Below are 13,615 nucleotides of genomic sequence, written 5' to 3'. Positions count from 1 at the left end.
GACCGGTATCGAGTCTCCGGCTACTACTGGAACGACCACGAACGCAAAGAGGTACGCCGACTTGCCAGAAGGAATCCGCGAGGCACGGACCCGGCCCACCCGGTCCGAGACCCGCCGGCGCGTGCTGGACGCGGCGTTCGCCGTCTTCGGCGAGCGCGGCATCGCCGGCTCCTCGATCACGCAGGTCGCGGAGGCCGCCGGCCTGACCAAGGGCGCGGTCTACTCGAACTTCGCCAGCAAGGACGACCTGGTGCTCTCCCTGATGGAGGAGCACGCGATGGCCCGGCTGACCGGATCGCTGGCGGAGATCACCGACGCGACCGACCGGCAGAGCGCCCTGCTCGCGGCCGGTGCGGTGCTGGTCCGCGCGATGCGGGTGGACGCGGCCTGGCACCGCATCCTCGCCGAGTACTTCGCCCTCTCCCACCACGACCCCGCGCGACGCGAGGGGCTGCGCCAGCGGCGCCGGGAGGCGCGGGACGCCGTCGCGCGCGGCATCGCCCGGCTCTCCGAGCAGACCGGGCTGCGCCTGCCACTGCCGCCCGACGAGCTGGCGGTGGTGCTGTTCGCGCTGAGCAACGGCCTGGCCGTGGAGTCGGGCATCGACCCCGACGCCGTGCCGGACGAGCTCTTCGGGAAGGTGCTGCTGCTACTGGCCGGCCCGCAGGACTGACGGCCGCACCCCGACGGCCAGCACCAGCGCACCGGCCAGCAGCGCGGCCACGTAGCCCGCCACCGCGGGCCAGCCGCCGAGCCCGTAGGCGATGCCGCCGAGGGTGCCTCCGACGCTGCTCCCGGCGTAGTACCCGAACAGGTACTGCGCCGCCGCGACCGCCGGCACCCCGCCGGCGAGCAGGGCCGACCGCCGGCCCACCCACGAGCTGGCGACGGAGTGCGCGCCGAAGAACCCGACGGTGACGAGCACGAGCCCGACGAGCACCACCGGCAGCACGTCGGGCAGCGTCACGGCGACGCCGCCGACCGCGACGAGCGGAGCCCCGCACAGCACGGGCCGCCGCCCGATGCGATCCCCGAGCCGGCCCGCCTGCGAGGACGTCCACGACCCGGCGAGGTAGCCGAGGAACACCAGCGCGACGGTCCCGGCGGACAGCCCGAAGGGTGCCGCGACGAGCCGGAACCCGAGGTAGTTGTAGACGCTCACGAACGCGCCCATCAGCAGGAACGCGATCCCGAACAGCCGCAGCAGGGCCGGGTCGGCGAGGTGGCGGCGCAGCGGGGCGCCGAGGTCGCGCAGCCGGGTGCGCGGCACGTTCGGCGTGAGCTGCGCGGGCAGGAGCAGGCGGAACGCCAGCGTGCAGGCCAGCGACAGCACGCCCACGGCGGCGAGCCCGGCCCGCCAGCCGCCGAGCTCGGCGACGGCACCGGCGAGGAGCCGACCGGACAGTCCGCCGATGGTGTTGCCGGCGATCAGCAGCCCGACCGCCCCGCCGAGGTGCCGCGGTGCCACCTCGGCGGTCAGGTGCGCCATCGCGAGCGCCGGCAGCGCCGCGAGCGTCACGCCCTGCAGCGCGCGCACGGCCAGCAGCACGCCGAACGTCGGGGAGAGCGGCGCCAGCAGGGCCAACACCGCCGAGACCGTCAGCGCCGCGGACATGACGCGCGCCCGGCCGAAGCTCTCCGCGACCGCCGACAGCGGGACGACGGCCAGCGCGAGCGCACCCGTGGTCGCCGACAGGGCCAGGCTCGCCGTCGCGGGGCTGACCGCGAACTCCGTCGCCAGCGCCGGCAGCAGCCCCTGCACGGCGTAGACCAGCGTGAAGATCGCCACGCCCGCACACCACAGCGCGCGGCCGAGCCGCCGGTAGCCGGCGGTGCCGCGCACGTGTCCCTCGACGATCGTTGCCATCGGCAACGACGTTAGGTCGCGGCCTGGTGATGCGTCCAATGCATGTTCGGATGATCGATGATGCAGAAATGGATGATGCCGACGCGCTGGCCGCGACCGCCCCGCGCCTGGCCCGGTTCCTCGCCGTCGCGCACGCCGAGCACGTCACGCGGGCGGCGCTCGACGCCGACGTCCCGCAGTCCACGCTCTCCCGCGGCATCGCCCGGTTGGAGGCCGATCTCGGCGTCGAGCTGTTCGTGCGCTCCGGTCGCACACTGCGGCTGAGCCGGGCCGGGCGGATCCTGCTGCGGCACGTCGAACGGGCGGCCGCGGAGATCGTGGCCGGGGTGCAGGAGATCCGCGGCGAGGCCGATCCAATCCGTGGCCGGGTGGGCTTCGCGTTCCTGTCCGTGCTCGGCGCGTCGACGGTGCCGGGCCTGCTGCGCGACTTCCGCGCGGCGCACCCGCACGCGCGCTGCGACCTCGTGCAGGGCGGCCACGGGATCCTGCTGGATCGGCTGCGGGCGGGCGACGTCGATCTCGCGCTCACCTCGCCCGCTCCCGACGACACCGGCGTCGACGTCGAGCTGCTCGGCGAGGAGCCGCTCTACCTGGTGGTGCCGGCGGGCCACCGCTTCGCGGACCGCCGGTCGATCGAGCTGGCCGACGCCGCCGGCGAGCCGTTCGTCGGGTTCCTGCCCGGGTACGGGCTGCGCGGCACCCTCGAACGGCTCGCCCGCGCCGCCGGCTTCCGGCCGCGGCTGGCCTTCGAGGGCGGCGACGTCGAGACGGTGCGCGGGCTGGTCGGCGCCGGCCTCGGGGTGGCGCTGCTCCCCGCCGCGACCCACCCGATCGCCGGCGAGACGGTGGAGGTGCCGGTCCTCCGGGCGACCCGCCCGATCGCGCTGGTCACGGTGGCCGGCCACACGCTGCCCCCGCCGGCGGCAGCCCTACGGACGATCGTCCGGTCGAGGTGGCCCGAGGCACCTCATTGGACCGCGTAGCTCAGGTAGCGGACGCCGTCGTCGAAGGCCGTGCACTCCTTCGGGCGCAGCTCCTTCACGGCGTAGCCGTCCGGGAAGAGGCGGCGGCCGCGGCCCTGCACGGCCGGGAAGACGTAGAGCCGGACCTCGTCGACGAGCCCGTCGGTGAGCAGCGCGTGGCAGAGCCGGATGCTGCCGGCCACGACGATGTCGCCGCCGTCGGCCGCCTTCAGGTCGCGGACCTGGTCGCGCCAGCCGTGGTCGAGCACCGTCGAGTTCTGCCACTCCGGGTCGCCGAGCGTCGAGGAGACCACGTACTTCTGCGTCCGGTTGAGCTCGTCGGTGATGCCCGTCCGGTCGTCGGTCTGCTTCGGCCAGTAGCCGCGGAAGTCCTCGAACGTCTGCCGGCCGAGCAAGATCGCGTCGCAGCGGGCGCTCAGCGCGGCGTTGTGCGCGGCACGGTCGCCGGCCTGGGCGGTGGGGTCGAACCAGGGATCGAGCATCTCGACGGCCCCGTCCACGGTGATGTTCTGGGTGATCGCGAGTGTTCGCATGCAGTGGTGACCAGCCGGGCCGGCCGGACTCATCGGTCGGGCCGCACCGCCACGAACGAGGTGGTGCGGCGCAGGACGAACCCGAGCGACTCGTACAGCCGGATCGCCGGCGCGTTCGACGCACCCGTGTGCAGGAACGGCACGTCGCCGCGGGCGCGCACGTTGGCGGCCACGGCGAGGGTGAGCCGCCCGGCGAGGCCCTGGCCGCGGTGCTCGGGGTCGGTGCAGACGGCGCTGATCTCCGTCCAGCCCGGCGGATGCATCCGCTCACCCGCCATCGCGACGAGGGCTCCGCCGCGGCGGATCCCGAGGTAGGTGCCGAGCTCGTACGTGCGCTTCTCCAGCGGGCCGGGTCGGGTGCGGCGCACGAGGTCGAGCATCTCGGGCACGTCGGCCTCGGTGAGCCGGACCGCCTCCGGCTCGGGCGCGCCGGCGACCGCGGAACCGTCGAGCTGCACGCCGGGGATCGCCTCGACGACGCGCCACCCGGCCGGCGGCCGGTGCTCCGGGCCGGTCAGCACCACGACGGAGGTCCCGGCCAGTTCGGCCAACCCGGCCCAGGCGTCGGCGTCCGGGTCGGCGGGCAGGCCCCCGAACGGCGACACGTCCGCCGGGTAGCGCACGGCGACACCGCTGCGCTCGGCGATGCCGGCATGCGGACCCGTCAACGCCGACCAGGCGGGGTTGTCCAGCGGATGATCACCCACACCAACGCCAACCACCGGACGCCCGAGACATTCCCCGTAGGGTGCCGCGCATGGCGGATCTCACCGACGACGAGGGGCGCGTGGTCGCCGTCCCGTCCGAGGTCGGGCGGGTCGTGTCGATCGTGCCGTCGCTGACGGAGGCGGTCGCCGTCACCGCGCCGGGTCTGCTCGTCGGCGCCACCGACTGGTGCACCCACCCCGCCGACCTCGACGTGCCGCGCATCGGCGGCACCAAGAACCCCGACGTCGCCGCGATCGTGGAGCTGCGTCCCGACCTGGTGGTGGCCAACCAGGAGGAGAACCGGCTCCCCGATCTCGACGCGCTGCGCGCTGCCGGCGTGCCCGTGTGGGTCACCGACGTGCGCACCGTCGAGGGCGCGTTCGACTCGCTGGCCCGGATGCTCGCGGCCTGCCGGCTCGACCGTCCGGCGTGGCTGGACGCGGCGGAGCAGGCGTGGGCCGCGCTGCCCACGCCTGCCGTCCGGCGGCGGGCCGTCGTGCCGATCTGGCGCAAGCCGTGGATGGCCGTGGGTCGCGACACGTTCACCGGGGCCGTGCTGGCCCGGCTCGGCATCGACAACGTGCTCGCCGACGCCGACGAGCGCTACCCGCGGTTCGACCCCGCCGACCTGCCGCCGCACGACCTCGCCGTGCTGCCCGACGAGCCGTACGCGTTCACCGCCGACGACGGGCCGCAGTACTTCGCGGCACCGTCGCGGCTGGTCAGTGGCCGGTTGCTGACCTGGTACGGGCCGAGCCTGCAGGAGGCGGCGGTGGTGCTGCCGGGCGCGCTCGCATGACCGTCGTGAGCGTCCTCGACCTGCTGGGCGTGGCCGTGTTCGCCGCCTCCGGGGCGTTGGCGGCGGTCCACGCGAAGCTCGACGTGTTCGGCGTGGTGGTGCTGGCCGCGGTGACCGCGATCGGCGGCGGGGTGGTGCGCGACGTGCTGCTGGGCATCACGCCGCCGACGTCGTTGCGGCAGTGGGAGTACCTGGTGGTGCCGGCGGCGGTCGCGCTGCTGGTGTTCCGCTGGCACCCCGCCGTCGCGCGGCTGCGCCGGGCGGTGCAGCTGGCCGACGCGCTCGGCCTGGCCCTGTTCGTCACCACCGGGACGTCGGTGGCGCTGGCCGCCGGCGCCCCGGCCGTGACGTCCGCGCTGGTCGGGGTGATCACCGGCATCGGTGGCGGGGTGCTGCGGGACGTGCTGCTGCGCGAGATCCCGACCGTGCTGCGGCGCGAGGTGTACGCCGTGGCGGCCGCGCTGGGGGCGCTGGTCGTGGTGCTCGGGGACCGGTTGGCGCTACCGCCGGTGCCCGTTGCGCTGGCGGCGGCCGCCCTCGTCGCCGTCGTGCGGGTGCTGGCGCTGTGGCGGCACTGGAACGTGCCGGTGGCCCGTTAGGCGGCGACCGTCGTCCTGGCGAGCTCGCGGCCGACCTCGTCGGCGCGCTGGTGGGCCTCGGCGAGGCGCTGCGCGGCGAGGGGGCGCAGCTCGGCCATGGCGGGGCTGATGTCGGCGAGGGTGAGCTCGGTGTCGACGAGGGTGAGGTCGGCGCCGAGGACCTCGGCGAAGATCCGCTGCAGGTACGGGGTGGTGTGGTCCCAGCCCTCGCGCGGGGCGCCGGGCCCGTACCCGCCGCCGCGGGCGACGACAAGCGCCACCGGACGCCCGGTCAGCGGCGCCGAGCCGGGCGCGAACCGGGGGTCGACGACCATGAGGTCGATCCAGGACTTGAGGTGCGCGGACACGCCGTAGTTGTAGAGCGGGGCGCCGACGACGACGAGATCGGCCGCGAGCACCTCGTCGGCGACGGCGGCCGCGAGCGCGAGCGCGGCCCGCTGCGTGGGGGTGCGGTCGGATTCGGGGGTCTGGGACGCGATGACCGCGTTCGTCCAGGCGGACGCGGGCAGGGGCTCGGCGGCGAGGTCGCGGCGGACGACCGTGCCGTCCGGGTTCGCGGCCTGCCAGCTGCTCTGCAGGGTGTCGCCGATCGCGCGGGTCACGGAGGCGGCGCCGCGGATGCTGCTGTCGATGCGCAGGAGGGTGGACATCGGGACTCCAGTCCGTTCGGTATCTGCTTGCGTACAGATCTTCTGTCTTGCAGACGATCGTGTCAACAGAAGTTCGTCACAGACGCGTACAGTGAGGTCATGACCACACCGCAGCAGCTGGAGGCCGACTTCGGCTGGGCGCTGCTCGCGGTGCTGCGCTCCTACCGGGAGCACTCGGAGCAGCTCCTCGCCGAGCTGCCCGGCGGCCCGCGCGGCTACCACGTGCTCGCCATCGCCGCGCTCGGCGAGCCGCCGAGCCAGCTCGCGATGGCCCGCAAGCTCGGCGTCGACCGCACCGTGATGACCTACCTGCTCGACGACCTCGAGTCGGCCGGGCTCATCGAGCGCCGCCCCGACCCCGCCGACCGGCGAGCCCGCCGGATCACCATCACAGAGGCGGGGAGCGCGACACTCTGCGCCATGCAGAGGTCCCTGCGCGCAGCCGAGGACGCACTGCTGGAACCCCTGGAGCCCGCCGAGCGCGACGTGCTGCGCAGGCTGCTCTACCGCCTCGCCAGCGGCGCCGACCCCACCCACGAGCACACCACCTGCACCGAGGCGGAGAAGCTCACCGGCCCCGACGCCTGTTAGACGGTCCTCGCAGAGGTTGCGACGTCGACGCAGAGGTTCGACCTGCTGCGAGGACGACCTCACCCCTGCGAGGTGCCGGTCTCCGGCCCTGTCAGGCGAGCGCCGCCGCGCGCTTCTCCAGGTAGTCGCGCTCGGGCAGGCTCGTCGTGCGGCGGGCGGCCTCCCGGAACTGCTCGCGGGCCGCGGCCACGTCGCCCGCCATCTCCAGCAGGTGTGCGCGCACCGCGGCCAGCCGGTGGTGACGCGCGACCCGCTCGTCCGCGTCGAGGGGGGCGAGCAGGGCCAGGCCGGCCTGCGGCCCGTCCACCTGGGCGACGGCGACGGCGCGGTTGAGCGTCACCATCGGGTTGGGCGCCATGCCGTCGAGCAGGCCGTAGAGGATCGCGATCTGCGCCCAGTCGGTGTCGGCGTCGCTCTTCGCCTCGGCGTGGACGGCGGCGATGGCCGCCTGCAGCTGGTACGGCCCGAGTGGCGAGGTCGCGAGCGCCCGGCTGATCAGCTCGACGCCCTCCGCGATCAGCGCACCGTCCCAGAGGGTGCGGTCCTGCTCGGCGAGCGGCACCAGCCGGCCGGCGGCGTCGGTGCGCGCGGCGGCGCGTGCCTCGGTCAGCAGCATCAGGGCGAGCAGGCCGGTGACCTCGCCGTCCTCGGGCAGGGCGCGCGCGACGGCGCGGGTCAGCCGGATCGCCTCTGCGGCCAGCTCGGGGCGCTGCAGGTCGTCGCCGGATGTCGCCGTGTAGCCCTCGTTGAAGATCAGGTAGAGCACGTGGAGCACGACCGGCAGCCGCTCCAGCCGGGCCTCGCCCGCCGGGAGCGCGAAGCCGCCGGCCGCGCCCTTCACGGTCTTCTTGGCGCGGCTGATCCGCTGCGCCATCGTCGCCTCGGGCACCAGGCAGGCCGCCGCCACCTCGGCGGTGGTGAGGCCGCCGACCGCGCGCAGGGTCAACGCCAGCTGCGACGGTGCCGAGAGCGCCGGGTGGCAGCACATCAGCAGCAGCGTCAGCGAGTCGTCCGTGGCCGGCTCGACGTCGTCCGGGGCCGGGGCGAGCGGCTCGGTGCCGAACTCCGGGTCGGCGATCGCCTGCTCGGTCTCGCGACGGCGACGCGCGCTCTCGCTGCGCCACTCGTCGGTGAGCCGGCGCGTGGCCACCGTGAGCAGCCAGCCGCGCGGGTTGCCGGGCAACCCCTCGGCCGGCCACTGCTGCGCCGCCGCGAGGAGCGCCTCCTGCACCGCGTCCTCGCAGTGGTCGAACTGCCCGTGCCGGCGCACGAGCACGCCGAGGACCTGCGGCGCGAGCTCGCGCAGCAGGTCCCCGACGGCGCGGTCCGGCGCGGTCAGACGTCGCCCCCGGTGCTGAACATGACGGCACGCACCTCGACGGCCAGCCCGTCGACGCTCGCGTCGGGGATCATCGCGGCGAGCTCGAGCGCCCGCTCCTCGTTCTCGACGTCGACCATGTAGTAGCCGCCCAGGTACTCCTTGGCCTCCAGGTACGGCCCGTCGGTCACGACGCGGTTCCCGTCCGCCACGCGCACCACCCGGCTGGTGGACGGGTCCGCGAGCGCCTGGGTGACGATCAGCTCACCGGACGCTCGGACGGTCTCGATGAAGTCGCCGTGCCCCTTCTCGATCTTCTCCATCGTCTCGGCCGGCAACGACCGGATGAACTCCGGGTTGTTGTGCAAGAGCAGCAGGTACTTCATCGTGTTCTCCTCCAGGGACCGGGGCCCGTGCGGTGCCCGCACCTCCCGGTCGGAGCCGTCACCCCGTTCTCGACACGACGCTACCGCGGAACCCTCCCGGATCCGGCCGCGCCGCGGTAGCGGTGGAAACGCTCGGCGGGTGATCGACGACGATCATCGCGTGGAGGACGAGCGGTTCGGCCGGTACGTGCTGCTCGGCCTGATCGGCCGCGGCGGCATGGGCGAGGTGTGGCGGGCCCACGACACGGTCACCGACCGCGTGGTGGCGGTGAAGCGGCTGGTCACCAGCCTTGCCGCCGATCCCGCCTTCGTCGCCCGGTTCCGCCGCGAGTGCGCGGTCGCCGCCCGGCTGTCGGACCCGCACATCGTCGCCGTGCACGACGTCGGTGAGATCGACGGGCGGCTGTACCTCGCCATGGCCTACGTCGAGGGCGCCGATCTGGGCGCGCTGATCACGCGCGACGGACCGCTGCCGCCCGAGCGCGCCGTGCACGTCGTCGAGCAGCTGGCCGCCGCACTCGACACCGCCCATCGCGCCGGGCTCGTGCACCGCGACGTCAAGCCCTCGAACGCGCTGGTCACGCCGGACTGGCAGGTGTTCCTCACCGACTTCGGCATCGCCCGCGGCGGCGACGACACCGCCGTCACCACCACGGGCAGCACGATCGGCACGCTCGACTACATGGCGCCGGAACGCTTCCACGACGCCCCGATCGACGGCCGGGTCGACGTCTACGCGCTCGCCTGCGTGCTGCACGAGGCGCTGACCGGTCAGAAGCCGTTCCCCCTCACCGGGCCGGCGCCGCTGATGTCGGCGCACCTGTTCACCCCGCCGCCGCGGCCGTCGAACCTGCGGCCCGGGATCCCGGCGGCGTTCGACGCCGTCGTGGCGCGTGGGATGGCGAAGAACCCGGCGCAGCGCCACCCGACCGCCGGAGCGCTCGCCGCGCACGCCCGGGCCGCGCTCGCACCGCGGGCCACCCGGTCCCGCCGGGGCCCGGTCGCGGTCGCGATCGGCTCGGCCGTTGTCGTCGCGGCGACGGCGACGCTGTTCGCGGTCGCGCCGTGGCGCACCACCGGCGGCACCGTGCAGCTGCAGCCGACCACCTCGGCCGCCGCAGTGCCGACGTCCACCGCGCCCCCGACCCCGACCGCCCGCCCGGTGCCGATCGCGCTGCGGCAGCCGACCGGCCTCGCCACCGCACCCGACGGGCGCACCGCCTACGCCGTCGACGACACGGGCGTCACCCGCATCGACATCGCCGCCGCGACGGCCACGGCGTTCGCGCCCGTGCCCGGGTACTCCGCCGCCACCACCCCCGACGGCACCCGGCTGCTCGTCGTCACGCAGGACGGTGCGCTCACCGTGCTCGCCACCGCCGATGCCGCGGTGGTCGGCACCACGAGCGTCGGCTCGTCCGCCAGCGGGATCAGCGTGTCCGCCGACGGCCGCACCGCCTACGTCGCGACGCTGTCCACCGTGGCCGTCGTCGACATCGCCACCGCGCGCGTGACCCGCCGCCTCGACGTCGGCAACGCGCCCACCGGCACCGCTGTGGGCAGCGACGCGCTGTACGTCTCGTGGGTGGAGCTGCAGCACGGCGGCGGGCAGCTGCTCGTCGCCGACCCGGCCGCTGCGGCCGTCACCGCCAGGGTGCCGGTCGGCGAGTACCCGCTCGACGTCGCCGTCGCCGGCCCCCGCGTGCTGGTGCGCGACAAGACGGTCGTGTGGTCTGTCGACCCCGCGACGAAGGCCGTCACCGAGGTGCGCGGCACCACGGCGCCGCTCGCGCTCGTCGCGAGCCCGGACGGCAGCCGCGCCTACGCGCTCGCCACCGGCACCCTCGCGGTGATCGACCCGGCCACGGCGACGGTCGTCGAGCAGCTCCCGGCGCCCGGGGCGCAGGCCGCCGACGTGCCGGGCGGCCCGGGCGCGCTCGCGGTGACCCGGACCGCCCTGCTCGTCGGAACGACCAGCGGGGTCCTCGTCCTCCCCCGGTGAGGGCCCTGACCTTCCGGCGGATCGTGGAAACCGCATCGTCACTTGACCGCGCAATTTCCAGCCATACGATGCACCGGGGCAATTGTGGTTCGCCTCACACGACTGGGGCGAGGTGGCGCGCATGTCTGAATCGACGACGACACGCTCCGTGGCGCAGACGGGTGAGCGAGCGTCCGATCAGGAGCCCGCGATCGCGGTGCGCGACCTCTGGAAGGTCTTCGGGCCGAAGGCGCTCGAGGTGACCCGCTCGCCGGAGCTGCAGGCGCTGACGAGGCGCGAGCTGATCGACCGCACCGGCTGCACGGCCGCGGTGCGCGACGTGAGCTTCGACGTGGCTCCCGGCGAGATGTTCGTGGTGATGGGCCTCTCGGGCTCCGGCAAGTCCACGCTCGTGCGCTGCCTCACCCGGCTGATCGAGCCGACCTCCGGCAGGCTGACGTTCGAGGGTGAGGACATCCTCGCCGCCGACCAGGCCCGGCTCCGTGACCTGCGCAGGAACAAGTTCTCGATGGTGTTCCAGCACTTCGGCCTGCTGCCGCACCGCAGCGTGGCCGAGAACGTGGCGTACGGGCTCGAGATCCGCGGCGTCGGGCGGCAGGAACGGGCGAGGCGGGCCGGCGAGGTGATCGATCTCGTCGGGCTGTCCGGCTACGAGCGGTCCTACCCCGACCAGCTCTCCGGCGGCATGCAGCAGCGCGTCGGCCTGGCCAGAGCGCTCGCGGGCGATCCCGACGTGCTCCTGTTCGACGAGCCGTTCTCCGCACTCGACCCGCTGATCCGCCGGGACATGCAGAACGAGGTCATCCGGCTGCACAAGGAGGTCGGCAAGACGATGATCTTCATCACCCACGACCTCTCGGAGGCGCTGAAGCTCGGCGACCGCATCCTGATCATGCGCGACGGCGCGATGGTGCAGATCGGGACGGGCGACGAGCTCGTCGGTGCACCCGCCGACGACTACGTGCGCGACTTCGTCCGCGACGTCTCCCGCGCCCACGTCCTCACCCTGCGCTGGATCATGCGACCGGTGCGCCCCGACGACCCGACCGACGGCCCCGAGCTGGGCCAGGACGTGATCGTCCGGGAGGCCACGCGGGCGGTGCTCGCCGCCGAGAAGCCGGTACGGGTGGTCGAGGACGGGAAGGTGGTCGGCATCGTCGGCGACGAGGAGATCCTCGGCGTCATCGCGGGCACGTGATGGCGACGCTGACCCAGCCACGGGTCCGGGAGTGGGTCGTCAGCACTCGCGGCGCGGTCGCTGCCGTGCTGATCGGCTGGATCGTCCTGTGGATCCCCCTCCGCGGGATCCATACGCTCTCGCTCGCCTCGTCCGACCTCACGCCGCTGCACCAGTGGCTCAACGGGGTCAACGAAGCGGTCAACGCCTCCCGCAGCAGCAGCCCCGCCTTCCTGTACGTCATCGACCCGATCCGCCTCGCCATCAACGGGCTGGTCACCCTGATCCAGGGCCTGATCAGCCAGCCCGCGTTCGATCGGCCGGCACCGGTGCTCGGCTGGCTCGGTGTCGTCGCCGTGTTCGGGTTCCTCGCCTGGGCGTTCGGCAACGCGAAGGTCGCCGTGCTCACCGTCGTGGGCCTGGTGTTCATCGGCCTGCAGGGGCTGTGGCTGGAAGCCATGGACACCCTCGCGCTGACCATCGCGGCGGTGTTCGTCAGCCTGCTGATCGGGATCCCGCTCGGCGTGTGGGCGGGGCTCGACGACCGGGTCGAGAAGGTCCTCACGCCGGTCCTCGACTTCATGCAGACGATGCCGACGTTCGTGTACCTCGCGCCACTCACGCTGTTCTTCCTCATCGGACCCGCGTCGGCCACCATCGCCACCCTGATCTACGCGATGCCGCCGGTCGTGCGCATCACGGCGCTCGGGATCCGGTCGGTGCCGCGCACGACCGTCGAGGCGGCCGAGTCGCTGGGCTCCACGCGCGGCCAGGTGCTGCGCGGGGTGCTGCTGCCGATGGCGCGGCGCACCATCGTGCTCGGCATCAACCAGACGATCATGGCCGCGCTGTCGATGGTGACGATCGCCGCCCTGATCGACGCGCCCGGCCTCGGCAAGACCGTGGTCAAGGCGCTGGAGACCCTGGACGTCGGCACGGCGTTCAACGCGGGCCTCGCGATCGTCGTGATCGCCATCGTCCTGGACCGCGTCACGACGGCCGCGGCCGCGCAGGCCGACGCCACGAACATCGCATCGCCCGCCCAGCACCGGCGTCGGCGGATCGTGCTCGGCGCTGGTGCCGTGGTCGCGCTCGTGTGCGCGTACCTCTCCTACACCTACGTCTGGGCCTCCACCTTCCCCGACACCGGCATCGGCGTGGGAAGCGCGATCTCCAAGTTCGCCGACGTGATCACCACCTGGGCGCAGACGAACCTCTCGGTCATCACCGGCGACTTCAAGAACGCCTTCACCCGCGTGGTGCTGGACAGCGCGGAGACGCTGCTCACGCAGTCGCCGTGGTGGCTCACCTGCGCCGTCGTGCTGGCGCTCGCCTACCTGCTCGGCGGCCTGCGCGCGACGATCACGGCGGCCGTCTGCCTGGCGCTGCTGATCGGCACGGGCCTCTGGCAGGACGCCATGGCCACGCTCGCGACGACCCTCGTCGCGACCGCGATCGTGATGGTCCTCGGCGTCGTCTTCGGCGTCTGGATGGGCCGCAGTGCCCGCGCCGACCGCATCATCCGACCCGTGCTCGACGCCGCACAGGTCATGCCCGCCTTCGTCTACCTGGTGCCGTTCCTGGCGTTGTTCGCGGCGAGCCGGTTCACCGCCGTCGTGGCGGCCGTCGTGTTCGCCGCCCCGGTCGCCATGAAGATCATCGCGGACGGCATCCGCAACGTCTCGCCCGTCACCGTCGAAGCGGCGACGGCGATGGGTTCCAGCACGTGGCAGCTCATCACGAAGGTGCAGCTGCCGATGGCGCGCAGCGCGCTGACCCTGGCCACCAACCAGGGGCTCATCTACGTGCTGTCCATGGTCGTGGTCGGTGGACTCGTCGGCGCGGGAGCGCTCGGTTTCGACGTGGTCGCCGGTTTCGCCCAGGGCAGCCTGTTCGGCAAGGGGCTTGCTGCCGGGTTCGCCATCGTGCTCCTCGGGATCATGCTCGACCGCATCACCCAGGCGGCGGCCCGCCGTGCCCGGGAAGCTCGATGAGGAGGTTG

The 13,615-nt window shown here is 73.8% G+C and carries 14 protein-coding genes; 8 read left to right on the top strand and 6 right to left on the bottom strand.

Annotation, left to right across the window (positions count from 1 at the left end; all coding sequences use genetic code 11):
• Positions 1-61: 61 nt before the first annotated feature.
• Positions 62-673, top strand: a complete 612-nt coding sequence (locus tag ACQEVB_RS16285) for a TetR/AcrR family transcriptional regulator (protein ID WP_432971483.1) — start codon at positions 62-64, stop codon at positions 671-673.
• Here the strand turns inward: ACQEVB_RS16285 and ACQEVB_RS16280 are convergent.
• Positions 650-1,867 carry an MFS transporter gene (locus ACQEVB_RS16280; RefSeq protein WP_432971480.1) on the bottom strand — a complete coding sequence of 406 codons (1,218 nt, stop codon included), beginning with the start codon at positions 1,865-1,867 and terminating at the stop codon, positions 650-652. The two genes, ACQEVB_RS16285 and ACQEVB_RS16280, sit on opposite strands and share 24 nt — an antisense overlap.
• Before the next feature lie 68 nt (positions 1,868-1,935).
• Between ACQEVB_RS16280 and ACQEVB_RS16275 the strand changes: the two genes are divergently transcribed.
• Positions 1,936-2,850, top strand: coding sequence for a LysR family transcriptional regulator (locus ACQEVB_RS16275; RefSeq protein WP_432971477.1), 915 nt, complete (start codon positions 1,936-1,938; stop codon positions 2,848-2,850).
• Here ACQEVB_RS16275 and ACQEVB_RS16270 read toward each other — a convergent pair.
• Together ACQEVB_RS16270 and ACQEVB_RS16265 are read right to left on the bottom strand one after the other, a co-directional pair.
• Positions 2,835-3,383: a dihydrofolate reductase family protein gene (locus tag ACQEVB_RS16270; RefSeq protein WP_432971474.1), complete on the bottom strand. Its 549-nt coding sequence runs from the start codon at positions 3,381-3,383 to the stop codon at positions 2,835-2,837. The two genes, ACQEVB_RS16275 and ACQEVB_RS16270, sit on opposite strands and share 16 nt — an antisense overlap.
• Positions 3,384-3,412: 29 nt before the next feature.
• Positions 3,413-4,090 carry a GNAT family N-acetyltransferase gene (locus ACQEVB_RS16265; protein WP_432971471.1) on the bottom strand — a complete coding sequence of 226 codons (678 nt, stop codon included), beginning with the start codon at positions 4,088-4,090 and terminating at the stop codon, positions 3,413-3,415.
• 50 nt (positions 4,091-4,140) lie between these two features.
• On the opposite strand from ACQEVB_RS16265, the gene ACQEVB_RS16260 reads away from it, so the two are divergent.
• Both ACQEVB_RS16260 and ACQEVB_RS16255 read left to right on the top strand, forming a co-directional pair.
• Entirely contained in the window at positions 4,141-4,890 is a 750-nt protein-coding gene (locus tag ACQEVB_RS16260) for a helical backbone metal receptor (protein WP_432971468.1), read from the top strand.
• A complete protein-coding gene (locus ACQEVB_RS16255; protein ID WP_432971465.1) occupies positions 4,887-5,489 on the top strand; it encodes a trimeric intracellular cation channel family protein in 603 nt (200 codons plus the stop codon). The genes ACQEVB_RS16260 and ACQEVB_RS16255 overlap by 4 nt, the downstream gene beginning before the upstream one ends.
• On the opposite strand, the gene ACQEVB_RS16250 is transcribed toward ACQEVB_RS16255, so the two are convergent.
• Positions 5,486-6,139 (bottom strand): FMN-dependent NADH-azoreductase, encoded by a 654-nt coding sequence (locus tag ACQEVB_RS16250; protein ID WP_432971462.1) that lies wholly within the window; start codon positions 6,137-6,139, stop codon positions 5,486-5,488. The two genes, ACQEVB_RS16255 and ACQEVB_RS16250, sit on opposite strands and share 4 nt — an antisense overlap.
• Positions 6,140-6,238: 99 nt before the next feature.
• Between ACQEVB_RS16250 and ACQEVB_RS16245 the strand changes: the two genes are divergently transcribed.
• Positions 6,239-6,730: a MarR family winged helix-turn-helix transcriptional regulator gene (locus ACQEVB_RS16245; protein ID WP_432971459.1), complete on the top strand. Its 492-nt coding sequence runs from the start codon at positions 6,239-6,241 to the stop codon at positions 6,728-6,730.
• A 91-nt stretch (positions 6,731-6,821) separates the two neighbouring features.
• On the opposite strand, the gene ACQEVB_RS16240 is transcribed toward ACQEVB_RS16245, so the two are convergent.
• Positions 6,822-8,069, bottom strand: a complete 1,248-nt coding sequence (locus ACQEVB_RS16240) for an RNA polymerase sigma factor (protein WP_432980388.1) — start codon at positions 8,067-8,069, stop codon at positions 6,822-6,824.
• A complete protein-coding gene (locus tag ACQEVB_RS16235; protein ID WP_432971457.1) occupies positions 8,066-8,434 on the bottom strand; it encodes a YciI family protein in 369 nt (122 codons plus the stop codon). The genes ACQEVB_RS16240 and ACQEVB_RS16235 overlap by 4 nt, the downstream gene beginning before the upstream one ends.
• Before the next feature lie 139 nt (positions 8,435-8,573).
• Here ACQEVB_RS16235 and ACQEVB_RS16230 point away from each other — a divergent pair, with 139 nt between their 5' ends.
• The 3 genes from ACQEVB_RS16230 to ACQEVB_RS16220 all read left to right on the top strand — a co-directional run bounded on the left by ACQEVB_RS16230 (position 8,574) and on the right by ACQEVB_RS16220 (position 13,607).
• Positions 8,574-10,436, top strand: a complete 1,863-nt coding sequence (locus tag ACQEVB_RS16230) for a protein kinase domain-containing protein (protein ID WP_432971454.1) — start codon at positions 8,574-8,576, stop codon at positions 10,434-10,436.
• 121 nt (positions 10,437-10,557) lie between these two features.
• Entirely contained in the window at positions 10,558-11,634 is a 1,077-nt protein-coding gene (locus ACQEVB_RS16225) for a quaternary amine ABC transporter ATP-binding protein (protein WP_432971451.1), read from the top strand.
• Complete coding sequence (locus ACQEVB_RS16220) at positions 11,634-13,607, top strand: ABC transporter permease (protein WP_432971448.1); 1,974 nt, start codon at positions 11,634-11,636, stop codon at positions 13,605-13,607. Before ACQEVB_RS16225 ends, ACQEVB_RS16220 begins: the two co-directional genes overlap by 1 nt.
• The last annotated feature ends 8 nt before the right edge of the window (positions 13,608-13,615 follow it).

Origin of the sequence: Pseudonocardia sp. CA-107938 (assembly GCF_050936315.1) — a bacterium.
Taxonomy (GTDB): Bacteria; Actinomycetota; Actinomycetes; order Mycobacteriales; family Pseudonocardiaceae; genus Pseudonocardia.
Note: the sequence above shows the minus strand (reverse complement) of the source record. Positions and strands in the feature narration are given on the sequence as shown.

What these genes read in the sequence shown, in the direction of transcription:
- ACQEVB_RS16280 (WP_432971480.1), bottom strand. Translation starts at nt 1,867, where the DNA reads ATGGCAACGATCGTCGAGGGACACGTGCGCGGCACCGCCGGCTACCGG.
- ACQEVB_RS16275 (WP_432971477.1), top strand. Translation starts at nt 1,936, where the DNA reads ATGGATGATGCCGACGCGCTGGCCGCGACCGCCCCGCGCCTGGCCCGG.
- ACQEVB_RS16270 (WP_432971474.1), bottom strand. Translation starts at nt 3,383, where the DNA reads ATGCGAACACTCGCGATCACCCAGAACATCACCGTGGACGGGGCCGTC.
- ACQEVB_RS16260 (WP_432971468.1), top strand. Translation starts at nt 4,141, where the DNA reads ATGGCGGATCTCACCGACGACGAGGGGCGCGTGGTCGCCGTCCCGTCC.
- ACQEVB_RS16255 (WP_432971465.1), top strand. Translation starts at nt 4,887, where the DNA reads ATGACCGTCGTGAGCGTCCTCGACCTGCTGGGCGTGGCCGTGTTCGCC.
- ACQEVB_RS16250 (WP_432971462.1), bottom strand. Translation starts at nt 6,139, where the DNA reads ATGTCCACCCTCCTGCGCATCGACAGCAGCATCCGCGGCGCCGCCTCC.
- ACQEVB_RS16245 (WP_432971459.1), top strand. Translation starts at nt 6,239, where the DNA reads ATGACCACACCGCAGCAGCTGGAGGCCGACTTCGGCTGGGCGCTGCTC.
- ACQEVB_RS16235 (WP_432971457.1), bottom strand. Translation starts at nt 8,434, where the DNA reads ATGAAGTACCTGCTGCTCTTGCACAACAACCCGGAGTTCATCCGGTCG.
- ACQEVB_RS16225 (WP_432971451.1), top strand. Translation starts at nt 10,558, where the DNA reads ATGTCTGAATCGACGACGACACGCTCCGTGGCGCAGACGGGTGAGCGA.
- ACQEVB_RS16220 (WP_432971448.1), top strand. Translation starts at nt 11,634, where the DNA reads ATGGCGACGCTGACCCAGCCACGGGTCCGGGAGTGGGTCGTCAGCACT.